The organism is Novosphingobium album (ex Liu et al. 2023) (assembly GCF_029076845.1).
Taxonomy (GTDB): domain Bacteria; phylum Pseudomonadota; class Alphaproteobacteria; order Sphingomonadales; family Sphingomonadaceae; genus Novosphingobium.
Genome location: NZ_JARESE010000050.1, coordinates 1 through 20,486 on the forward strand (window position 1 = coordinate 1; position 20,486 = coordinate 20,486).

The window sequence follows — 20,486 nt, forward strand, 5'->3', positions numbered from 1 at the left end:
ACAACCGATCCTACCGGCCATCATAGTCGCCGCTCAACCGGCCATCGTAGTTGTCGCCGCGCACGCGCGATCCGCATGAGGAGCACCGCGCCTCCACCCCGCTGGAGCTGCTGTTCGATCTGGTCATCGTCATCGCCATCGCCTCGGCCGCCGCCGGGCTGCACCATGCCGTTGCCGGCAACCACGCGGGCCAGGGCGTCCTGACGTTCGCGCTGGCCTTCTTCGCCACCTGGTGGGCCTGGGTGAACTTCACCTGGTTCGCCTCGGCCTATGACAACGACGGGCCGGTCTATCGCCTGATCACCTGCTGGATCATGGGCGGCGCGCTGGTGCTGGCCGCCGGCATCCCGGCGATGTTCGAAGGGATCGACCTGTCGCTGGTGATCATCGGCTATATCGTCATGCGCATCGGCATGGTGGCCTTCTGGCTGATCACCGCCAGGAGCGATCCGCCCCACCGCAAGACCGCGATGGCCTATGCGGCTGGCATCGCGCTGGCGCAGGTCTACTGGACCGTGGCCTTGCTGCTGCTGCGCCCGGAGGGGCAGGGCGCGGTCGTCGCGCTGTTCCTGATCGGCGTGGCGCTGGAGCTTTCGGTCCCCGCCGTGGCCGAGCGCCAGGGCATCACCCCCTGGCACCGCGAGCACATGATCGAGCGCCACGGCCTGTTCATCATCATCGTGCTGGGCGAAGTGCTGCTTTCGGGCGCGACCGCGTTCGAGCTGGGCGGCGAGGGGCATGGCGATCTCCCCCGGCTGGTGCTGCTGGCGGTTTCGGCGCTGACCATCACTTTCGCGATGTGGTGGCTCTATTTCTCGCAGGAAGGGCCGTTGGAAAGCGACGATCTGGGCAGCGCCATCCGCTGGGGCTACCTGCATTCGGTGATCTATGCCGCCGGCGCGGCGGTGGGTGCGGGCTTCCTCGTGCTGGTCGATGTCCTGCGCGGCCATGCGGCGGCAAGCCAGCAACTGGGCAATCTGGCGGTGGCGGTGCCGCTGGCCGCCTATCTCGGCGGGATCTGGCTGGTGCGCGATCGCGCGGTGCTGATCGGGACGGGGCGCCACGTGCTGCTGCCTTTCGCGGTCGCCGTGCTCGCGGCCGGAACCTGGCTGGGCCAGGCGGCGCTGCCGGCCATGGCCCTGCTCTGCGCGCTGGCGGTGCCGGTGCGCGGCCACGTACGCTGCCAGAGCGCTTGACTCTTCGGCCGGTTTCGGCCATTGGCCCGCCCCGACCGGCAGGGCTCGCCTTGCCGATCATCCGTCCGAGACAGTCGGTGCCCAGGGATCTGCCGGGGCTTAATTTCCGGCCTAGACGGGGAACAGGAATTCCAACGGCCCACGCATTCCCAACTGCGCGGTGCCTTTTTCGCGTTTCTTGAACGCGGCTCCTTCCCCTTCGACGGACTCGCCCCGTGCCGTGATCGCGGCATGGGACAACGTAGCCGGCCGTCCGGGGCGCCTTGGGCACTCCGGCGGTCACATGTGAAGGAGTAAGGCATGGATCGTTCGCAGAAAGCCGAATCGGTCGCCCAGCTCAACGCAACTTTCAACGAGGCGGGCGCGGTGGTCATCACCCGCAACCTCGGCATGTCGGTGGCCCAGTCCACCGTCCTGCGCACGAAGATGCGGGATGCGGGCGCGACCTACAAGGTTGCGAAGAACCGTCTTGCCAAGCTTGCCATCGTGGATACCGACTATGCCGGTATCGGCGACTTCCTGACCGGCCCGACGGCCATCGCGACTTCGGTCGACCCCGTCGCCGCTGCCAAGGCTGTCGTCGACTTCGCCAAGACGACCGACAAGATCGAGATCGTCGGCGGCGCGATGGGCACGCAGGTGCTGAACGCGGAAGGTGTCAAGGCGCTCGCCTCGATGCCCTCGCTTGACGAACTGCGCGCCAAGCTCATCGGCCTCGTCCAGGCTCCGGCGACCAAGATCGCCCAGCTTTCGACCGCTCCGGCGGCCAAGCTGGCGCGCGTCTTTGCCGCCTATGCCGAAAAGGATGCCGCGTAAGCGCAAGCCCAAGACGTTTCGAAACGATTTATCCCCGGCGATCCGGTTCGCGGACGCGGGGACCACAGATCAGGAGTGAAGTATCATGGCCGATATCGCCAAGCTTGTTGAAGAACTGTCGCAGCTGACCGTCCTTGAGGCGGCCGACCTTGCCAAGGCGCTGGAAGAAGCGTGGGGCGTTTCCGCCGCCGCTGCCGTCGCCGTGGCCGCCGCCCCGGCCGAAGCCGCCGCCGCGGTGGAAGAGAAGACCGAATTCGACGTCATCCTGACGGGTGACGGCGGCAAGAAGATCCAGGTCATCAAGGAAGTCCGCGCCATCACCGGCCTGGGCCTCGCCGAAGCCAAGGCTCTCGTCGAAGGTGCCCCGAAGGCCGTCAAGGAAGGCATCAACAAGGCGGAAGCCGAAGAGATCAAGAAGAAGATCGAGGAAGCCGGCGGCACCGTCGAGCTCAAGTAATCTTCTTTCCGGTTCTTGCCGGACGAACACGGGAAAGGGGCGGTCCTGCGGGGCCGCCCTTTTTTCGTTCCGGGTGGAGACGGCCGCGAGGGGCAACTTTCCCCGTCCTGTAATCTCCGGTTCAGCTTCGGGGAGTAACCTTCGACTTGCAAAGGGCCGAGTCACGGGAGTTACCCCAATGCGAAATTCCTCCAGGTATCTGCTGGCCGCCGCTGGCGTGGCGCTGCTCGGCGCTGGCGTTGCCCAGGCAGCCACCGCCGGCTGCCACACCACGCAGGTCGCCTTGCCCGACGGCGCGGTGGCGCAAGTCCGTTACACCGGCGATATCGCCCCGAAAGTCGCGGTGCTGCCGGCCGACGCGATGACGCTGGCCGATTTCGATCCGCTGTTCATGCCGATGCCCGCCGCTTTCGCCCGGATGCAGCAGTTTGCCGCGATGATGGACCAGCAGGCGCAGGCGATGCTCCAGCAGGCCGCGGCTGGCGGTGCCGCCGCGCCGGGCCTCGTCATGGCCGGCAACTTGCCCCAGGGCGCGCATTTCAGCTACGTTTCGACCACTACCGACGCTAGCGGCTGCACGCGCACCGTGTCCTACAATTCCGATGGCTCGGGCGCGGCGCCGAAGATGACCCAGGCGGCATCGGACGGTTGCGACGCGGCAAATCCCGGCGGGGCCGCGATCCCCGCCAAAGTTGAAGCTTCTGGCTCGGTACGGGCCATGTCTGGCCAGAAGACCTGACGCGCATCCCCGCGCAGAATGAGGGGGCGGTCCCACGTTGGGGCCGCCCCTTTTTCGTGGCGATTGCAAGCCCGGTCACGCGGGCTGCGGTATCCTCCTCCGACAAATATTACACTTTAATGACATCCGTGCCATGATGCTGGCCACGGCCGTTGGGGCAGCTAGGACCGGCGCATGGCATTTCGGGTCAAGGGCAAGGACGGCACCGTGCAATCGGCCGTGCGCCGCATCGCGTGCGAGCAGATCGATGCGGCGCTGGCGGCGGTCGACGGGCAGGATGATGGCGATGTGGTTCACGATGTGCGCAAGCGCTGCAAGAAGTTGCGGGGGCTGGTGCGTCTGGTGCGCCCCTCCTTTCCCGGCTACGCTCGCGAAAACGCGGCTTTCCGCGATATCGCCGGGCTGATTTCGGCCGCGCGCGACGCCAGGGTGATGCAGGATACCTATGACGCGCTGGTGGAGCATTTCCACGCGGAGGTCGATCGCCGGGCGCTCGGCTCGATCCGGCGCCGGTTCACCTTGCAACGCAAGGGCGAGCTGGCGGATGATGGCTCGGAGCGGGCCTTGCCGCAAGTGCGGGCGCGGCTGCTGGAGGCGCGTGAGCGGGCGGCGGCCTGGCGGCTGGACGATGATGGCTGGGCGGCGGTGTCGGGCGGGCTGGAAAAGACCTATCGCCAGGCCCGCAAGGCCGCCGCCGCCGCGCGCGCGAACCCGCATGACGAGGCGTTTCACGAATTGCGCAAGCATGTGAAATACCACTGGAGCCACTGCCTGCTGCTGGAAGGGCTGTGGCGGCCGATGCTGGTGGTGCGCCAGGATGCGGCGCTATCGCTTTCGGAACTGCTGGGCGATCACCACGACTTGTCGGTGTTCGCGCACAGGCTGGACACGGACCCGCTGGCTTATGGCCGCCCCGGCGATGTTGTGGCCGCGATCGGCCTGGCGCGCCGGCGGCAAGCCGAGCTTGAGGCGAAGGCGTGGCCTCTGGCCGGCCGCCTGCTCGCCCAGTCGCCCGAGCAGCTTGGCGATCATTTCGGCGCGCTGTGGAAGGTCTGGCGGTCCGCCGCCAGGGCCCCCGCCGAGGCGGCCTGAGCCATGGCCCGCGAGATCGAGCGCAAGTTTCTCGTCGCCGGGGATGCATGGCGGCGCGCGGCGGGCGAAGGCCAGCGCATCCGCCAGGCCTATCTCGCCAGCGGCGGCCCCGCCGAGATCCGCGTGCGCATCTGCGATGGCGCGCGGGCGGTGCTAACGATCAAGTCCGCCGCGCCGGGCCTTTCGCGCGCCGAATTCGAATATCCCATCCCGCTGGCCGACGCGGAGGAACTGATCGCCCTGCGCACGGGCGGCTGCCTGGAAAAGCGGCGCTTCACCATCCCGGCGGACGCGGGCCTGCGCTGGGAGATCGACGTGTTCGCAGGCACGCACCAGGGCCTGTGCCTGGCCGAGATCGAGCTGGCCAGCCCGGACCAGGCATTCGCCATGCCCGATTGGCTGGGCGCGGAAGTGACGGGCGATCCGCGCTATTACAACGCCACGCTCGCGCGCACGGCATAGCCGCGCTTCAGCGGCGGAGCACGCTTGCCGTGCTGATCCACAAGGTTCGGGGGCGGCGATGCGCGATCAGCCATGCATCGCCCACCCGGCGCAGGGCATCGACGTAATAGCCGTTGTGATCGAGCCCGGCCGCGCTTGTCACCAGCCAGTAGGTGCGCGCGCTCGCGCTGTCCTCGCCCGTGAATTCGACGCGGCAGGTGGTAAGGTGATGGCTGATGAAGCCGGGCACGCCGCCGCCCGGCTGGGGGATCACCGATGGCCCCCGCATCCAGGCGCGGATCGCCTCGCGCCCGGCGATCGCCGCGTCGAGCTGGAGCACGCCGTCTTCGGTGAAGCATTCGGCATAGGCATCGGCCTTGCGCGCGTCGCCGGCCTGCGTGCAGGCGGCCAGGCGCTGCTCGATCACGGCGAGCGCGCGAACCTGGGCATCGGTCATTTCAGCGTCTCAAGATAGTCGATCACCGCCTTGCGCGCTTCGGGATTGGGCACCGAGATCACCATCTTGGTGCCGGGCACCATCTTCATCGGCCCTTGCAGCCACTGGTCGAGCGTCGCGCGGTCCCAGACGATGCCGGACCTGGCGAGCGGTTCGCTGAAGGCATAGCCGGGCACTTCGCCCGCCTTGCTGCCGACGATGCCGAACAGCGTCGGGCCGATGCCGTTGCGGCCGGGCTCGACCGAGTGGCACGAGGCGCACTGGAAGAACGCGGCCGGCGGGCCGGCGGCTTGCGACGGTGCCGCCGTCGCTTCGCCGGCCGCGGGCGCGGGGCCGGGGACGGGATCGGCGCTTTCGCTGGCGGCCGCCGCCGGGCTCTCGCCGGCATTGCCGCTGCAGGCGCACAGCAAGGCAAGCGGGGTGGCGGCGGCGAGGAATCGGCTGACGGTCATGAAGCTCTCCTTGATCGGCGCCAGCGATATGCAACGCGCGGCGCGGGTCAAGCCGGCATGTGCCGGGCGCGTGACGGCGGCAAATCGCCGGGACGGCGGAAGCGGGCGGAATCAAAAGGGCTTTCGCTCCGCGCGGCGAGCGCATACCGCCGCCGGCGACATGGCCCATCGTCCGACCCTGACCTTCCGCGCCGAACTCGGCGAGACCGCCCGGCTGGCGGCGCCGCTGGCGCTTGCCAATATCCTGCAGATGGCGGTCTTCGCGGTGGACGTGATGTTCGTCGCGCGGCTGGGGCAGCACGCGCTGGCCGCCGCCAGCCTGGCGGTCGCGCTGTTCGCGCTGCTGATCATGGGCTGCAACGGCATCACCGGCGCGGTCGCCCCGCTGATCGCGGCCGAAGTGGGGCGGCGGTGGAATGCGGTGCGCGAGGTGCGCCGGTCGGTGCGCATGGCGCTGTGGCTGGCGGTGCTGCTGGGCGGCGCGGGCATCGGCCTGTGCCTGTTCGGCGAGCCGATCATGCTGGCGACCGGGCAGGAGGCGGATCTTGCCCGGCTGGCCGGGGGCTTCCTGGCGGTGCTTTCGCTCAGCCTGATTCCGATGATCGTCGCCAATGTCCTGCGCACGTTCGTGTCTGCGCTGGGCCGGCCGGTCTTCGCCACCGCGATCACCGCCATGGCGATCCTGGTCAATGCCACGGGCAATTACGCCTTCGTCTTCGGCAATCTCGGCGCGCCGGCGCTGGGCCTTGCCGGATCGGCGATTTCTAGCCTGATCACCACCTGCTCGATGGTCGCGGCCTATGTGCTGGCGATCGGGGCCGACCGGCGCTTGCGGCGCTACCGCATCTTCGGGCGCTGGTGGCGGCCCGAATGGTCGCGCCTGCGCCAGATCCTGGGCATCGGCCTGCCGATAGCGCTGACGCTGATCGCCGAGGGTGGGCTGTTCAGCGGCGCCGCGTTCCTCATGGGCCTGATCGGCGAGGCGCAGCTTGCCGCGCATACTATCGCGTTGCAGGTGGCCGCGCTGTTCTTCCAGGTGCCGTTCGGCATCGGCCAGGCCGCGACGATCCGCGTGGGCTATCACTATGGCGCGGGCGATGGCGGCGCGATCGGCCGGGCCGGCTGGGCCGCGCTGGTTTTCGGCTTCGCCTTCGCCTGCGTTTCGGCCAGCGCCATGGTGCTGTGGCCCCGGCTGATCCTGTCCGCCTATGTCGATGTGCACGCGGCGACCAACGCGGTGATGATGGGCTTCGCGCTCCAGTACCTGGCGGTGGCCGCCGCGTTCCAGCTGGTGGACGGCACGCAGGCGGTGGCCGCCGGCGTGCTGCGCGGCGTGCAGGATACGCGCGTGCCGATGGTCATCGCCGTGGTCAGCTACTGGCTGGCGGGTTTCGCCACCGCCGCCGCGCTCGGCCTTGTCACGCCGCTGGCGGGCGTGGGCGTGTGGATCGGGCTGGCCGTGGGGCTTTCGGTCGCGGCGGTGCTGCTGCTGCTGCGCTGGCACTGGCGGGAGCGGTTCGGTCTGCTGCCGGCCCCGCAGGTCCGTTTCGGAGCGTCCCGATCCTGAGCCGGCTGGCGGTTTTTTCCCTTAACAGCGCTTGACGACCCCTCAAGGGCGAACCATATGGCGGCTCGCTGGCACTCTCATGCAGGGAGTGCCAAAGCAGTTATGTTCATTGGATGAGGGAGTATCCCATGAGTTTCCGTCCGCTGCACGATCGTGTTCTCGTGCGCCGCGTCGAAGCCGAAGAGAAGACGGCCGGCGGCATCATTATCCCCGACAGCGCCAAGGAAAAGCCCGCCGAGGGTGAAATCGTCGCTGCCGGCAATGGCGCCCGCGCCGACGACGGCAAGGTGACGCCGCTCGACGTGAAGGTGGGTGATCGCGTGCTGTTCGGCAAGTGGTCCGGCACTGAAGTCAAGGTCGATGGCGAAGACCTGCTCATTATGAAGGAAAGCGACATCCTCGGCGTCATCGCCTGAGCCTGGTCGTTTTCACCAACCCCGTTATCTGAGAGGAATTACCAATGGCAGCCAAGGACGTACGCTTTTCGCGCGACGCGCGTGAGCGCATTCTCGCCGGTGTCGATACGCTGGCCAACGCGGTGAAGGTCACGCTCGGCCCCAAGGGCCGCAACGTCGTGATCGACAAGAGCTTCGGCGCCCCGCGCATCACCAAGGACGGCGTCACCGTCGCCAAGGAGATCGAGCTCAAGGACAAGTTCGAGAACATGGGTGCGCAGATGCTGCGCGAAGTGGCCTCGAAGACCAACGACCTGGCCGGTGACGGCACCACCACCGCCACCGTGCTGGCCCAGGCCATCGTGCGCGAAGGCATGACCTCGGTCGCCGCCGGCATGAACCCGATGGACCTGAAGCGCGGCATCGATCTGGCCGTGACCAAGGTGGTCGAGGATCTCAAGGCGCGCTCGAAGCCGGTTTCGGGTTCGCAGGAAATCGCCCAGGTCGGCATCATCTCGGCCAATGGTGACCGTGAAGTCGGCGAGAAGATCGCCGAGGCCATGGAAAAGGTCGGCAAGGAAGGCGTCATCACCGTCGAGGAGGCCAAGGGCCTCGAATTCGAACTCGACGTGGTCGAGGGCATGCAGTTCGATCGCGGTTATCTCTCGCCCTACTTCGTCACCAATCCTGACAAGATGACGGTCGAGCTCGACAGCCCCTACATCCTGATCCACGAAAAGAAGCTCTCGAACCTGCAGTCGATGCTGCCGATCCTTGAGGCCGTGGTGCAGTCGGGCCGTCCGCTCCTCATCATCGCCGAGGATATCGAGGGTGAGGCTCTGGCCACGCTCGTCGTCAACAAGCTGCGCGGCGGCCTGAAGGTCGCGGCCGTCAAGGCGCCGGGCTTCGGCGATCGCCGCAAGGCCATGCTGGGCGACATCGCCACGCTGACCGCTGGCGAGATGATCTCGGAAGACCTCGGCATCAAGCTCGAGAACGTCACCATCGGGATGCTCGGCCAGGCCAAGCGCGTCACCATCGACAAGGACAACACCACCATCGTCGATGGCGCGGGTTCGGCCGAGGATATCAAGGCGCGGGTCGAGCAGATCCGTTCGCAGATCGAAGTCACCACTTCGGACTATGACCGCGAGAAGCTGCAGGAACGTTTGGCCAAGCTGGCTGGCGGCGTTGCGGTCATCAAGGTCGGCGGCGCTTCGGAAGTCGAAGTCAAGGAGCGCAAGGATCGCGTCGACGACGCGCTGCATGCGACTCGCGCCGCGGTCGAGGAAGGCATCGTCCCCGGCGGCGGCACCGCGCTGCTCTATGCCACCAAGGTGCTGGAAGGCTTCAAGGGTGCCAACGACGACCAGACCCGTGGCATCGACATCGTCCGCAAGGCGATCCAGGCCCCGGTGCGCCAGATCGCTCAGAACGCGGGCCATGACGGCGCGGTGGTCTCGGGCAACCTGCTGCGCGAGAACGACGAGACGATGGGCTTCAACGCCGCCACCGACGTGTACGAGAACCTCGTCGCGGCCGGTGTCATCGACCCGACCAAGGTTGTGCGCACGGCGCTGCAGGACGCGGCTTCGGTCGCCGGCCTGCTGATCACCACCGAAGCGGCGATCAGCGAGAAGCCCGACGACAAGCCCGCCATGCCGGCCATGCCCGGCGGGATGGGTGGCATGGGCGACATGGGCTTCTAAGTCCTCGTCCACGCAGGGAAAATCAGGGGCCGGGGGAGCATTCCTCCGGCCCTTTTCCTTTGGCGATCTGTCGCTGGCTAGCCCGGCCACGCGGGCCGCAGTATCCTCCCCCGGCAGGGGGCGGGGAACCGCCGCGCAGCGGTGGTGGAGGGGTATCAACGCCAGCGGGAACATACGCGCTGCCACCTCCCCTACCAGGGGAGGATCTGGCTCCCGTCTGCACTCGCCATTTTGCTTGCAAGCGATACCGCGCTCTTCCCATCGGCACCCGTATGGTTGGTGAGCGTAGTAAGCAAAACCTCCCGATGAGCCGCCTGGCCGTCGTTCCACCTCATCATGCCGAACCTGTTTCAGCATCCATGGCGCCGCGCGAACCGCGCGCGCTCGCTCGATCGCGCTTCCGACAGGATCGCCTGTTTCGCGCCCCACGCGGCTCACGGAAGGCCGGGCGCGCCGCCTCGTCCGCTATGGTTTGGTTAAGGAGTGCCCCGTAGGATATTTCCCTGGATGAAATTGTGTCCCGCCTGTGGCAATCGCCGCAATTCAGCGCCGTTTCGTCGAGCCGGGACTGGTCAGGACGCGCGGCGCGGTTAAGCATTGCTCAAGGTGGATTAAATTAGGGTGGTACCTGCATGGCACTCGCAGGCAAATGGCACGTCTGGAATCGTATCTTCGGCCTCGCGGCGGCCGGCGCGGCCACGCTCATGCCGATGGCGCCCGCCCTCGCGGATAGCGCGGCCAATTTCGAAAGCGCGTTCGACCAGACGTTCGGCACCGATACGCGCGGACCGCGAGTCTATGCCTCGCCGTTCGAGGCGCGGCTGGCGAGCCTGGCGGAAGCCTCGAAAGGACGCATCGGCGTGGCCGCGGTCGATCTGGCCAGCGGCCGCTCGATCGACGTGCTGGGCGACCAGCGTTTCCCCATGGCCAGCACCAGCAAGATCGCCATCGCCGCGACATTCCTCGAAGGCGTCGACAAGGGCCGCTGGAGCCTGACCAGCGAATTCCCGCTGATGATCCCGGTCAAGTCCGCCCCGTTCTCGACGGCGGTCGCCCCGGTGCGTGAAGGCCAGTACCTGAGCGCGACCGACCTGATCGAACTGATGCTGACGCGCAGCAACAACTACGCCACCGATGCCTTGCTCAAGGTGGTCGGCGGGCCGCGCGCGGTGAACGAATGGGTGCGCCGCGCCGGCATTTCCGATTGGCAGATCGACCGCGACATCGCCACCCTGGTGCGCGATGACGGCGCGATTGATCCCGCTTCGGTGGTCGATACGCGCGACAGCGCGACGCCTTACGCCATGGTCCAGCTGCTCACCGGCATCTACCAGGGCAAGTGGCTGAGCCCGCAGAGCCGTTCGGTGCTGATGGGGGCGATGAGCCGCTGCGTCACCGGCAAGCGCCGCATCCCGGCGATGCTGCCCGAAACCGCGCAAGTCGCGCACAAGACGGGCTCGCTCTACAACACCTCCAGCGATGTCGGCATCATCGAGACGCCCGATGGCCATGCCTATGCCGTGGCGATCTACGTCACCGGGCAAGGCACGCGGGTCAATCGCGAAGCGCGCATCGCCAGCATCGCCCGCGCCATCTACGATGGCTATCAGGTCGAGGGATCGAGCCTGCGCCGCACCGCCTCGCGCTGAGGCGCTGTTTGCCGTCGCCCATCGGTTCGGGCGGCGCGAAACCCGGCCCGCCCAACGAAAAGGGCGCGCCGGTTGCCCGGACGCGCCCTTTCTGAATTCTTGTGCTGAAGCTGCGAATTACTGCTTGAGGGCAGCTTCGGCTTCCTTCGCGGCGCTCTTGGCGGCGTCGGCAGCGTCGCCAGCAGCGTCGGCGGCATCGCTCGCGGCGCCGGCAGCGGCGTCGGCGGCTTCCGCGCCGGCGGCCTTGGCGGCATCGGCGGCATCGCCAGCGGCTTCCGAAGCATCGGCGGCGGCGTCGGTGGCGGCGTCAACCGCGTCCGAGGCAGCGTCGGTGATTTCGGCCGAATCGTCGGCCTTCGAGCAAGCGCCGAGCGACAGTGCACCAACGGCGACGGCGGCGGCGAGAACGATCTTGCGCATGTTTTGGCAATCCTTGAACAGCGTTTAACCAGGTACGGCACAAGCCGGACCAAAAGCCTACCTCCTGGATAGACTTCGCCGCAGGAAATAGTCGCCTTGTCGCATTGATGCAAGCGCTTGTCGCACTGCAAGGCCAATAAAGCCAAAATCCGGGCTTCTGGGAAGCAATTAGAGCCAAACTGTGGCAAAGATATGTCCGACCCCGCCATCGATGACATTTTTCCTTCTGTGCGCCGCCGCGAGGCGCACCGCGCGCGCCTCACTTGCGGGCTGACGGCCCGCGCGGGCACTGCTACGGCAGGCATATGGAGCCCAAGCAGCATCTCTACCTGGTCGATGGTTCGGCCTATATCTTCCGCGCCTATCATCGCCTGCCGCCGCTGACCGACCCGGAAGGCACGCCGGTCGGCGCGGTCTATGGCTATACGACGATGCTGTGGAAACTGGCCGAGGATCTCAACAAGGCCGACGGGCCCACCCATCTGGCGGTGATTCTCGACAAGGGCGCGATCTCGTTCCGCAACGCGATCTACGAGCACTACAAGGCCAATCGCCCGCCGCCGCCCGAAGACCTGGTGCCGCAATTCCCGCTGATTCGCGATGCCACCCGCGCCTTCTCGCTCCCCTGTATCGAGGAGGAGGGGTTCGAGGCGGATGACCTGATCGCATCCTATGCCCGCGCCGCCGCCGCGCGCGGCTGGGACGTGACGATCGTCTCGTCGGACAAGGATCTGATGCAGCTTGTCGGCCAGACCCCCGGCGAGGGCGAGATCGACATGCTGGATACGATGAAGAACCAGCGCCTCCATGTTCCCGACGTGATCGAGAAATTCGGCGTGCCGCCCGAAAAGGTGGGCGACGTGCTCGCGCTGATGGGCGATTCGGTGGACAATGTGCCGGGCGTGTTTGGCGTCGGGCCCAAGACCGCATCGAAGCTGATCCAGGACTATGGCGATCTCGAATCGGCGCTGGCGGCCGCGCCGGAAATGAAGAAATCCAAGCTGCAGGAACGGCTGATCGAGCAGGCCGACATGGCGCGGCTGTCGAAAGTGCTGGTCACGCTCAAGGAAGATTGCGCGCTGCCGATCCCGATCGACGATTTCAGGCTGGGCGCGATCCCGCCCGATCCGCTGGCCGCGTTCCTGGCCCGGCACGGCTTCACCAGCCTGCTCAAGCGCCTCGATATCGGCGCGGGCAGCCCGGCGGCGGCGACCCGGCTGCATCCGGCCAGGCCGGTGACGGCCGGTGCCGGCCCCGCCGAAGGGGCCGCTCGCCAGCCGCTGCCCGAAATGCCCGCGCTCGATTACGAGGCGTACGAATGCGTGCAGACTCTCGACGCGCTCGATCGCTGGATCGAGCGCGCTTTCACCGCGCGGCTGGTCGCGGTCGATACCGAGACTTCGGCGCTCGACGCGATGCGGGCGGACCTGTGCGGGGTGAGCCTGGCGTTGGGCCCCAACCAGGCCTGCTATATCCCGCTGGGCCACGGCGGATCGGACATGTTCGCCGAAAAGCCCGAGCAGGTGCCGCTGGCCGATGCGCTGGCGCGGCTGAAGCCGCTGCTGGAAAGCGATGCCGTGCTCAAGGTGGGGCAGAACATCAAGTATGACATCAACGTGCTCGCGCGCCACGGCATCGCGGTGGCGCCGGTCGACGACACGATGATCGTCTCGTTCTGCCTCGATGCCGGCCGCTCGGTCGACGGGATTGGCGGCGGCCATGGCATGGACGAACTGTCGGAGCGTCACCTTGAGCACAAGCCGCTGGCGTTCAAGGATATCTGCGGCACTGGCAAGAAGGCGATTCCCTTCGGCGAAGTCCCGCTCGACCGCGCGACGCGCTATGCCGCCGAGGATGCGGACGTCACCTGGCGGCTCCACGCGCTGCTGCGCCCGCGCCTGCCGGACGAAGGCGGCACGCGCATCTATGAAAGGGTCGACCGGCCGCTGATCCCGGTGGTCGCGCGGATGGAGCGCAACGGCATCAAGGTCGATCGCGATCGGCTGGCGCATCTTTCCGGTCAGTTCGCCGAGGCGATGGCCGCGCTGGAAAGCGAGATCCACGCCATGGCCGGGCAGGAATTCACCATCGGCAGCCCCAAGCAGCTGGGCGACATTCTGTTCGACAAGCTGGGCTACAAGGGCGGACGCAAGGGCAAGAGCGGCCAGTATTCGACCGATCAGGCCATCCTCGAAGGACTGGCCGCGCAAGGCGCCGAAGTCGCCACCAAAGTGCTCGAATGGCGCCAGCTCACCAAGCTGCGCTCCACCTATACCGAGGCGTTGCAGGCCGCGATCAACCCGCTGACCGGGCGTGTCCACACCAGCTATTCGCTGGTCGGCGCGCAGACCGGGCGCTTGTCCTCCACCGATCCCAACCTGCAGAACATCCCGATCCGCACCGAGATCGGCCGCCAGATCCGCGACTGCTTCGTCGCCGAGCCGGGCCATGTCCTGCTTTCGGCCGACTATAGCCAGATCGAGCTGCGGCTGGCCGCGCACATGGCCGACGTCCCCCCGCTGAAGCAGGCTTTCGCCAATGGCGAGGATATCCACGCGCGCACCGCGATGGAGATGTTCGGTCATGTCGATCGCGACACGCGCGGGCGGGCCAAGACGATCAACTTCGCCATCCTCTACGGCATTTCGCGCTGGGGCCTGGCGGGCCGGCTGGGGGTGGAAGCAGACGAGGCGCAGGCGATGATCGACCGCTATTTCGATCGCTTCCCCGGCATCCAGCGCTATATCGTCTCGACGCTCGAAACCGTGCGTGAGCGCGGCTATTCCGAAACGCTGTTCGGCCGCAAGACGTGGTTTCCGCGCATCCATTCGAAGACCCAGCACGAACGGCAGGGCTCCGAACGCGCCGCGATCAACGCGCCGATCCAGGGCACCAGCGCCGATATCATCAAGCGGGCGATGGCGCGCATGGACCCGGCGCTGGCCGAGGCCGGGCTCGGCCATGTGCGGATGCTGCTGCAAGTGCACGACGAACTGGTGTTCGAACTGCCCGAAGGCGATGTCGCCGCCGCGTCCCCGGTGATCGAGCGCATCATGGCCGAAGCGGCGCTGCCGGCGGTCCGGCTCGACGTGCCCCTCGGCGTCGAGATCGGCTCGGGCCTGAGCTGGGGCGCGGCGCACTGAGAGCTGGTCGCGAAATGCGCGAAAGAGCGCATTTTGTTGCGGCACCGGCCCACGCCCCCACCCGACCTCCCATCAAGCATACTGCCCGGAAGGCCGGGTGGAGGCGTGGCCCGGTGCCACAATCCCGCGAAAGTGGGCGTCCGGGCACTTGCCGGGACGAACGCGGTATCCGCGCGGTTGATTCTGCCGCGCCGCAGCATACCTTGAACCGATGATCGACCTTATCGAGCCGCTGACTGCCGATCTTCCGTTCTGGGCCGGGCAACTCCTCGTCGCGCTGATCGCCGCGGGCGTCGGCATGGTGCTGGCTCTTGCCGTCCACGCCGTGCTGTTCCGCGTGCTCCAGCGCATCGCCCGGTCGAGCCGGAGCGAGACCGACGACATCATTGTCAAGCGGCTGGTCCGGCCTTCGCGCTATGCCTTCGTCGCGCTCGGCGTGGTGCTGGCCGCGCGCGAGACCCCGGCGCTGGCGCTGGCGTGGGAGCGCGTCGCGGGCTTCGTCATGCCGCTGCTGGCCGGCTGGATCGCGATCGCGGTGCTGCACGCCTTCGTCGAGGCGATGGTGCTGAAGAACGACATTACCGTGGCCGACAACCGCAACGCGCGGCGGCGGCGCACGCGGCTGGCGATCTTCAGCCGGATCGGCACCTTCGTGATCGTTTTCCTGACGATCGCGCTGATGCTGTTCTCGATCCCCGGCGTGCGCGAGATCGGCGTGACGCTGATGGCATCGGCCGGCCTTGCCGCGCTGGCGGTCGGCGCGGCGGCGCAGCCCGCGCTCAAGGCGCTGATCGCCGGCTTCCAGATGGCGCTGACCGAGCCGATCTCGATCGACGACGTGGTGATCCTCGATGGCGAGTGGGGCCGGATCGAGGATATCCGCACGACCTACGTGGTGGTGCGCCTGTGGGATGAACGCCGGCTGGTGGTGCCGTCCAATCGCTTTCTGGAGGACACCTTCCAGAACTGGACCAAGACCACCTCGCAACTGCTCGGCACGGTGATGCTTTATCTCGACCATGCCACCGACATCGCGCCGATCCGCGCCGAATATACCCGCCAGATCACGGCTCACCGGCTCTGGGACCAGCGCGCGCAGACGCTGCAAGTGACCGATACGAGCGACGATTCGATCGAGGTGCGCCTGCTGATGAGCGCCAAGGATGGCCCGACGCTGTTCGACTTGCGCTGCGAGATTCGCGAATCGATGCTCGACTGGATCAGGCGCAACCAGCCCGAGGCGCTGACGCGTCGTCGCACCCAGGCGATCACGCCGGTGGAAGCGGCTGGGGGCGTGAACCCAAGTGCCGTGGGTCCCGGCTGACCGGGTTCATGGAAAGCGTGCGATCAACGCGTGCGTTCCCGCCTCGATCCCGCCGAAATAGTCCTGCTGGCGGAAGCGGGGGATCATGTCGTTATCCAGGATCTGCTGGCACGACGCATGGGGCAGGGCCTGTTCCAGCCCATAGCCGACCGCGATCCGCGCCTTGCGCTCGCCGGGGGCGACCAGCACGACGATTCCGTCATCGTCATCGCGACGGCCGATGCCCCAGGCATTGGCGAGATCGCGGGTGAACACCGCAATGTCCTGTCCACCCAGGCTCCTGACCGTCACGACGACCATCTGGTGCCGGGTCCGCTCCTCGAACGCGGCGAGAGTTTGCGATAGCTGGCTTTCCTGCGTCGGCGTGAGGAGATCGGCCGCGTCGGTCACGCGGCCCGCCAGCGCGATAGCGGGTCGAGGCTCCTCGCGCGCCTGCTTGCAGCCGCCCAGCGCTGGCACGCAGGCCAGCAGGCCAAGGGCGAGGATGGCCGCCGATCGCTTCATGGCGTGAAGGCTGGGCCGAGGTGCGGCCCCCGTCAATCCCCGCCGGCTGCCTTGCCCGGCGGATCGCCCAGCCGGATCGTGCTCGTCAGGCCCAGCGCCTCGCGAAACGCGGCGTCGTGGCTGACGCAGAGCAGGGCGCCGTCATAGGATCGCAGCGCGGTTTCCAGCATTTCCACCGAGGCGATGTCGAGGTGGTTGGTCGGCTCGTCCAGGATCAGCAGTTGCGGCGGTTGCGCGCGGCTGAACAGGCAGGCCAGCGCCAGCCGCACGCGCTCGCCGCCCGATAGCGTCGCCACTTCGCGCGCGGCCCACGCGTTGCGAAAGCCGAAGGCGGCCAGCGCGGCATGGGCCGCCTGCTCGGCCATTCCCGGATTGAGCCGGCGCATCGCCTCGATCAGCGTGCCCGTGCGGCCGATCAGCGCGCTCTCCTGGTCGAGCAGGGCGATCCGCGCGGCATCGCGCCGGATCGTGCCCCGGGCGGGTTCGCGCTCGCCCGTCAGGATGCGGATCAGGCTGGTCTTGCCCGAACCGTTGGGGCCGGTCAGCGCGATGCGGCGCGGGCCCCGGATCGTCAGGTCCAGCGGGCCGAACAGGCGCTTTCCCCCTGCCTCGGCGACAAGCCCGGTAGCCTCCACCAGCCCATGGCCCGAAGGCAGGCCGCACGAAGGCAGCGCGATGCGGATCGGTGCCAGCACTTCGACGTGCCGTCGCGCCGCTTCGAACGCCTCATTGGCCTGCTCGATCCGTTCGCCGCCGGTCTTGGCGAGGCGCGCGGCGGTTTCCTGCGCGCGCCGTTCGCGCGCGCCCAGGACGATGCGCGGCTCGCTGCCGCCCGCGGCCTGCCTGCGGCCCCGGCTGTCGCGCCGCGCCTGCTTTTCCGCCTCGTGCTGGCGTTCGCGCCTGGCTTGCCGCAGCGCGGTTTCGCCGCGCGCCAGCGCTTCGTGCGCCCGCGCGCGTTCGGCCGCGCGGTGCCGCTCGAACAGATCCCACCCGCCGCCGACCATGTGGACGCCGGCACCGGTCAGCTCGATGATCGCGTCCATTCCGCCAAGCAGCGCGCGGTCATGGCTGGCGACGATCGCGCCGCCGTTCCAGCCGGCCAGCAATTGGGCCACCGCCTCGCGGCCCGCGCGGTCCAGATTGTTGGTCGGCTCGTCCAGCAGCAGGACATCGGGTTCGCCCAGCAGCAGCGCGGCCAGCATCAGCCGGGTGCGCTCGCCGCCGCTGAGCGAGGCGATGGGGCGGCCGGGATCGGCCAGCGATAGCCCCGCGCCCGCCGCCGCCTGTTCCAGCCGGGCGGGCAGCGACCAGTCGGCGAGGGCGAAGTCCTCCTCACCCGCGTTTCCGGCGGTGATGCGATCAAGCCGCGCGAGCGGTTCGGCAATCGCCAGCGCGTCAGCGATGGTGGCCTGCTCGCCGGGCGGAAGCTGGGCCAGCATACCGACCGAGCCGGTGCGCGCGATCGTGCCGGCGGATACCGGCACTTCGCCGGCGATGGCGCGCAGCAGCGTCGATTTGCCCGCGCCGTTGCGGCCGACCAGGCCGACGGCCTCGCGGCCCAGCGAAAAGGTGAGGCCGGAAAAAAGCGGAGAACCATCGGGGGCCGCGCAGGCCACGCCGTCAAGCGTCAGGAATGTCATGGGAACACCGGGCAGATAGCGGAAACGAAACTGTGCTATGTGCTTAGATGTTCACGGTTCCAGTCCTTCGCTCGGGAAGCCGTAACGTAGGCGCCGCCCCCTCGGCTGGCAAGGGGGCGGCGATTTTCGGGTCGGAACGCCGAAGGGCTGGCCGGCTATTCCCCGTGCTTGCGTTCGCGCGTGGGTTCCAACATGCCGGGGACGATGAAGCCGATCGGCGCCACTTCCATGGCGCGCTTTTTCAGCTCGCCTTTCATCTTGGCGTATTCGGTCTCCATTTCCTCGGTCACGGTCGCGCGCGAATCCTCCAGCGCATCCTCGAAGTCCTCGCGGCGGACCACATCGACTCCGGCACCTTGCTTGCGGATCGCGATCAGGCCGGCGCGGCGGACCACGTCTTCCAGATCGGCGCCGGTGAAGCGCTCGGTGCGCGCGGCGATATCGGCAAGCGAGACGTCCTCGGCCAGCGGCATTTTCGCGGTGTGGATGCCCAGGATGTGCTCGCGGCCGGTCTGATCGGGCGTGCCGACATAGACCAGCTCGTCGAAGCGGCCGGGGCGCAGCAGCGCGGGATCGACCAGCGCGGGGCGATTGGTCGCGCCGATCAGCACCACCGATTGCAGTTCCTCCATGCCGTCCATCTCGGCCAGGATGGTGTTGACCACGCGTGCCGTCACTTGCGGTTCGCCCACCGATCCGCCAGTGCCGCGCGCGGGCACCAGGCTGTCGATCTCGTCGATGAAGATCACGCATGGCGCGACCTGACGGGCGCGGGCGAAGAGCCGGGCGATCTGCTGCTCGCTCTCGCCGTACCATTTCGACAGCAGGTCGGACGACTTGATCGAGATGAAGTTCGCCTCCGCCTCCTTGGCCACCGCCTTGGCCAGCAGCGTCTTGCCGGTGCCCGGCGGACCGTAGAGCAGGAAGCCCTTGGCCGGCCGGATGCCGAGCCGGTGGAAGCTCTCCGGGTTCTTCAGCGGCAGCTCGATGCCTTCCTTGAGCTTGAGTGCGGCATCGTCGAGCCCGCCGATGTCGTCCCAGCCGATGTTCGGCACCTGCACCATGACTTCGCGCATCGCCGAAGGCTGCACGCGCTTGAGCGCGGCGACGAAGTCCTCACGTTCGACCGAGAGCGTCTCAAGCACTTCGACCGGGATAGTGCGCGCTTCCAGATCGAGCCTGGGCATGATCCGGCGCACTGCCTCGATCGCCGCCTCGCGCGTCAGCGCGGCAATGTCGGCGCCGACGAAGCCATGCGTGGTGCGGGCGAGTTCCTTCAGGTCGACGCCTTCGGCCAGCGGCATTCCGCGCGTGTGGATCGCCAGGATCTCGCGCCGGCCCGTCTCGTCGGGCACGCCGATCACGATCTCGCGGTCGAAGCGGCCGGGGCGGCGCAGCGCCTCGTCGATCGCGTCGGGGCGATTGGTGGCGGCGATGACGACGACGTTGGCGCGCGCGTTCAGCCCGTCCATCAGCGTCAGCAACTGGGCGACAAGGCGCTTTTCCGCCTCGCCGTGGACTTGCGTGCGCTTGGGCGCGATCGAATCGATCTCGTCGATGAAGATGATCGAAGGCGCGGCCTTGGCCGCCTCGTCGAACACCTCGCGCAGTGCCTTCTCGCTATCGCCATAGCCCGATCCCATGATCTCGGGGCCATTGATGGTGAAGAAGTTGGCGTCGCTTTCGGTGGCGACCGCTTGCGCCAGCCGCGTCTTGCCGGTGCCCGGCGGGCCGTGCAGCAGCACGCCCTTGGGGGGATCGACGCCCAGGCGGGTGAACAGCTCGGGATAGCGCAGCGGCAGTTCGACCATCTCGCGCAATTGGCGGATGGTATCGCCCATGCCGCCGACATCGTCATAGTTGACGTCGCCGCGCGTCGCGTGCGCTTCCTCGAAGACCTCGCGCAGTTCGATCTCGGTATGCTCGTCGATATGGACGATGCCCTTGGGCGTGGTCGAGACCACGTTGAGCCGGATCTGGGTGAGCGCATAGGCCGGCGCGTTGAACATGCGCCGCAGCTGCGGCGGCAAGTCCGCGACCTGCTGCTGGCCGGTGGTGGCGACGAGATCGCCCTGCACCATCGGCCGGCCGAAGAAGTTGCGCTTCAGCGCGATCGCCGGGCCTTGCAGGCGCATCTCGCGATGCGCCGGGGCGAAGACCACGCGCTGCGCGGGGCGCGATTCGGCCTTGCGCACCTTCACATGCTCGCCCGATCCGGTCTCGGCGTTGCCGCGCTGCAGGCCATCCAGCCGGATCACCTGCAACTCCTCGTCTTCCGGGTAAGCCAGCATGGCGCGGGCCACGGTCGGGCGCTTGCCGGTGATTTCCAGCACATCGCCTTCCATCGCCCCGATCGCCGAGAGCGAGGCCCTGGCAAGGCGCGCGATGCCGTGGCCGCTTTCTTCCTGCCGGGCGGCCGCGACCTGCAGCTTGATTGTCCGGTCTTCCACTTCGATTGCAGCGTCCGCCATGCGCGTCCTTCCCG

18 protein-coding genes are annotated in these 20,486 nt (G+C 67.8%); 12 read left to right on the forward strand and 6 right to left on the reverse strand.

The features are described 5' to 3' along the window. Positions 1 to 50: 50 nt before the first annotated feature. The 6 genes from PYV00_RS15030 to PYV00_RS15055 all read left to right on the forward strand — a co-directional run bounded on the left by PYV00_RS15030 (position 51) and on the right by PYV00_RS15055 (position 4,762). A complete protein-coding gene (locus PYV00_RS15030; RefSeq protein ID WP_275229115.1) occupies positions 51 to 1,196 on the forward strand; it encodes a low temperature requirement protein A in 1,146 nt (381 codons plus the stop codon). Between the two features lie 300 nt (positions 1,197 to 1,496). Continuing rightward, the gene (gene rplJ / locus PYV00_RS15035; RefSeq protein WP_275229116.1) at positions 1,497 to 2,012 is read left to right on the forward strand and encodes a 50S ribosomal protein L10; all 516 of its coding nucleotides are present in this window, start codon (positions 1,497 to 1,499) and stop codon (positions 2,010 to 2,012) included. An 85-nt stretch (positions 2,013 to 2,097) separates the two neighbouring features. Next, complete coding sequence (gene rplL / locus PYV00_RS15040; RefSeq protein ID WP_275229117.1) at positions 2,098 to 2,469, forward strand: 50S ribosomal protein L7/L12; 372 nt, start codon at positions 2,098 to 2,100, stop codon at positions 2,467 to 2,469. Positions 2,470 to 2,647: 178 nt separating this feature from the next. Further along, positions 2,648 to 3,208 (forward strand): hypothetical protein, encoded by a 561-nt coding sequence (locus PYV00_RS15045; RefSeq protein ID WP_275229118.1) that lies wholly within the window; start codon positions 2,648 to 2,650, stop codon positions 3,206 to 3,208. 174 nt (positions 3,209 to 3,382) lie between these two features. After that, positions 3,383 to 4,300, forward strand: coding sequence for a CHAD domain-containing protein (locus PYV00_RS15050; protein WP_275229119.1), 918 nt, complete (start codon positions 3,383 to 3,385; stop codon positions 4,298 to 4,300). 3 nt (positions 4,301 to 4,303) lie between these two features. Then, positions 4,304 to 4,762, forward strand: coding sequence for a CYTH domain-containing protein (locus PYV00_RS15055; protein WP_275229120.1), 459 nt, complete (start codon positions 4,304 to 4,306; stop codon positions 4,760 to 4,762). 7 nt (positions 4,763 to 4,769) lie between these two features. Here the strand turns inward: PYV00_RS15055 and PYV00_RS15060 are convergent, their stop codons facing one another. Both PYV00_RS15060 and PYV00_RS15065 read right to left on the reverse strand, forming a co-directional pair. Beyond that, positions 4,770 to 5,198 (reverse strand): nuclear transport factor 2 family protein, encoded by a 429-nt coding sequence (locus PYV00_RS15060; RefSeq protein WP_275229121.1) that lies wholly within the window; start codon positions 5,196 to 5,198, stop codon positions 4,770 to 4,772. After that, on the reverse strand, positions 5,195 to 5,650 hold the full coding sequence (locus tag PYV00_RS15065; RefSeq protein WP_275229122.1) for a c-type cytochrome: 456 nt from the start codon (positions 5,648 to 5,650) through the stop codon (positions 5,195 to 5,197). Before PYV00_RS15065 ends, PYV00_RS15060 begins: the two co-directional genes overlap by 4 nt. A 160-nt stretch (positions 5,651 to 5,810) precedes the next feature. Between PYV00_RS15065 and PYV00_RS15070 the strand changes: the two genes are divergently transcribed. The 4 genes from PYV00_RS15070 to PYV00_RS15085 all read left to right on the forward strand — a co-directional run bounded on the left by PYV00_RS15070 (position 5,811) and on the right by PYV00_RS15085 (position 10,970). Beyond that, complete coding sequence (locus tag PYV00_RS15070) at positions 5,811 to 7,217, forward strand: MATE family efflux transporter (RefSeq protein ID WP_275229123.1); 1,407 nt, start codon at positions 5,811 to 5,813, stop codon at positions 7,215 to 7,217. A 128-nt stretch (positions 7,218 to 7,345) separates the two neighbouring features. Next, positions 7,346 to 7,633, forward strand: a complete 288-nt coding sequence (gene groES, locus PYV00_RS15075) for a co-chaperone GroES (RefSeq protein WP_275229124.1) — start codon at positions 7,346 to 7,348, stop codon at positions 7,631 to 7,633. Between the two features lie 44 nt (positions 7,634 to 7,677). Further along, positions 7,678 to 9,321, forward strand: coding sequence for a chaperonin GroEL (gene groL / locus PYV00_RS15080; RefSeq protein ID WP_275229125.1), 1,644 nt, complete (start codon positions 7,678 to 7,680; stop codon positions 9,319 to 9,321). 704 nt (positions 9,322 to 10,025) lie between these two features. Continuing rightward, on the forward strand, positions 10,026 to 10,970 hold the full coding sequence (locus tag PYV00_RS15085; RefSeq protein WP_428981649.1) for a serine hydrolase: 945 nt from the start codon (positions 10,026 to 10,028) through the stop codon (positions 10,968 to 10,970). A gap of 117 nt (positions 10,971 to 11,087) precedes the next feature. On the opposite strand, the gene PYV00_RS15090 is transcribed toward PYV00_RS15085, so the two are convergent. Continuing rightward, the gene (locus PYV00_RS15090) at positions 11,088 to 11,390 is read right to left on the reverse strand and encodes a hypothetical protein (RefSeq protein ID WP_275229126.1); all 303 of its coding nucleotides are present in this window, start codon (positions 11,388 to 11,390) and stop codon (positions 11,088 to 11,090) included. Between the two features lie 305 nt (positions 11,391 to 11,695). Between PYV00_RS15090 and polA the strand changes: the two genes are divergently transcribed. Then, positions 11,696 to 14,533: a DNA polymerase I gene (polA, locus tag PYV00_RS15095; RefSeq protein WP_275229127.1), complete on the forward strand. Its 2,838-nt coding sequence runs from the start codon at positions 11,696 to 11,698 to the stop codon at positions 14,531 to 14,533. A 211-nt stretch (positions 14,534 to 14,744) separates the two neighbouring features. After that, positions 14,745 to 15,857 carry a mechanosensitive ion channel family protein gene (locus PYV00_RS15100; RefSeq protein ID WP_275229128.1) on the forward strand — a complete coding sequence of 371 codons (1,113 nt, stop codon included), beginning with the start codon at positions 14,745 to 14,747 and terminating at the stop codon, positions 15,855 to 15,857. A 6-nt stretch (positions 15,858 to 15,863) separates the two neighbouring features. Here the strand turns inward: PYV00_RS15100 and PYV00_RS15105 are convergent, their stop codons facing one another. The 3 genes from PYV00_RS15105 to PYV00_RS15115 form a co-directional block, all read right to left on the reverse strand. Continuing rightward, entirely contained in the window at positions 15,864 to 16,361 is a 498-nt protein-coding gene (locus tag PYV00_RS15105; protein ID WP_275229129.1) for a TPM domain-containing protein, read from the reverse strand. A 32-nt stretch (positions 16,362 to 16,393) separates the two neighbouring features. Next, positions 16,394 to 18,001, reverse strand: a complete 1,608-nt coding sequence (locus tag PYV00_RS15110; protein ID WP_275229130.1) for an ABC-F family ATP-binding cassette domain-containing protein — start codon at positions 17,999 to 18,001, stop codon at positions 16,394 to 16,396. A 155-nt stretch (positions 18,002 to 18,156) separates the two neighbouring features. Beyond that, on the reverse strand, positions 18,157 to 20,472 hold the full coding sequence (locus PYV00_RS15115) for a CDC48 family AAA ATPase (protein ID WP_275229131.1): 2,316 nt from the start codon (positions 20,470 to 20,472) through the stop codon (positions 18,157 to 18,159). Positions 20,473 to 20,486: the final 14 nt, after the last annotated feature.

Bases quoted from the DNA above. Each gene is read 5' to 3' on its own strand.
- rplJ (WP_275229116.1), top strand. From the start codon at position 1,497: ATGGATCGTTCGCAGAAAGCCGAATCGGTCGCCCAGCTCAACGCAACT.
- rplL (WP_275229117.1), top strand. From the start codon at position 2,098: ATGGCCGATATCGCCAAGCTTGTTGAAGAACTGTCGCAGCTGACCGTC.
- PYV00_RS15045 (WP_275229118.1), top strand. From the start codon at position 2,648: ATGCGAAATTCCTCCAGGTATCTGCTGGCCGCCGCTGGCGTGGCGCTG.
- PYV00_RS15050 (WP_275229119.1), top strand. From the start codon at position 3,383: ATGGCATTTCGGGTCAAGGGCAAGGACGGCACCGTGCAATCGGCCGTG.
- PYV00_RS15055 (WP_275229120.1), top strand. From the start codon at position 4,304: ATGGCCCGCGAGATCGAGCGCAAGTTTCTCGTCGCCGGGGATGCATGG.
- PYV00_RS15060 (WP_275229121.1), bottom strand. From the start codon at position 5,198: ATGACCGATGCCCAGGTTCGCGCGCTCGCCGTGATCGAGCAGCGCCTG.
- PYV00_RS15065 (WP_275229122.1), bottom strand. From the start codon at position 5,650: ATGACCGTCAGCCGATTCCTCGCCGCCGCCACCCCGCTTGCCTTGCTG.
- PYV00_RS15070 (WP_275229123.1), top strand. From the start codon at position 5,811: ATGGCCCATCGTCCGACCCTGACCTTCCGCGCCGAACTCGGCGAGACC.
- groES (WP_275229124.1), top strand. From the start codon at position 7,346: ATGAGTTTCCGTCCGCTGCACGATCGTGTTCTCGTGCGCCGCGTCGAA.
- groL (WP_275229125.1), top strand. From the start codon at position 7,678: ATGGCAGCCAAGGACGTACGCTTTTCGCGCGACGCGCGTGAGCGCATT.
- PYV00_RS15085 (WP_428981649.1), top strand. From the start codon at position 10,026: ATGCCGATGGCGCCCGCCCTCGCGGATAGCGCGGCCAATTTCGAAAGC.
- PYV00_RS15090 (WP_275229126.1), bottom strand. From the start codon at position 11,390: ATGCGCAAGATCGTTCTCGCCGCCGCCGTCGCCGTTGGTGCACTGTCG.
- polA (WP_275229127.1), top strand. From the start codon at position 11,696: ATGGAGCCCAAGCAGCATCTCTACCTGGTCGATGGTTCGGCCTATATC.
- PYV00_RS15100 (WP_275229128.1), top strand. From the start codon at position 14,745: ATGATCGACCTTATCGAGCCGCTGACTGCCGATCTTCCGTTCTGGGCC.
- PYV00_RS15105 (WP_275229129.1), bottom strand. From the start codon at position 16,361: ATGAAGCGATCGGCGGCCATCCTCGCCCTTGGCCTGCTGGCCTGCGTG.
- PYV00_RS15110 (WP_275229130.1), bottom strand. From the start codon at position 18,001: ATGACATTCCTGACGCTTGACGGCGTGGCCTGCGCGGCCCCCGATGGT.
- PYV00_RS15115 (WP_275229131.1), bottom strand. From the start codon at position 20,472: ATGGCGGACGCTGCAATCGAAGTGGAAGACCGGACAATCAAGCTGCAG.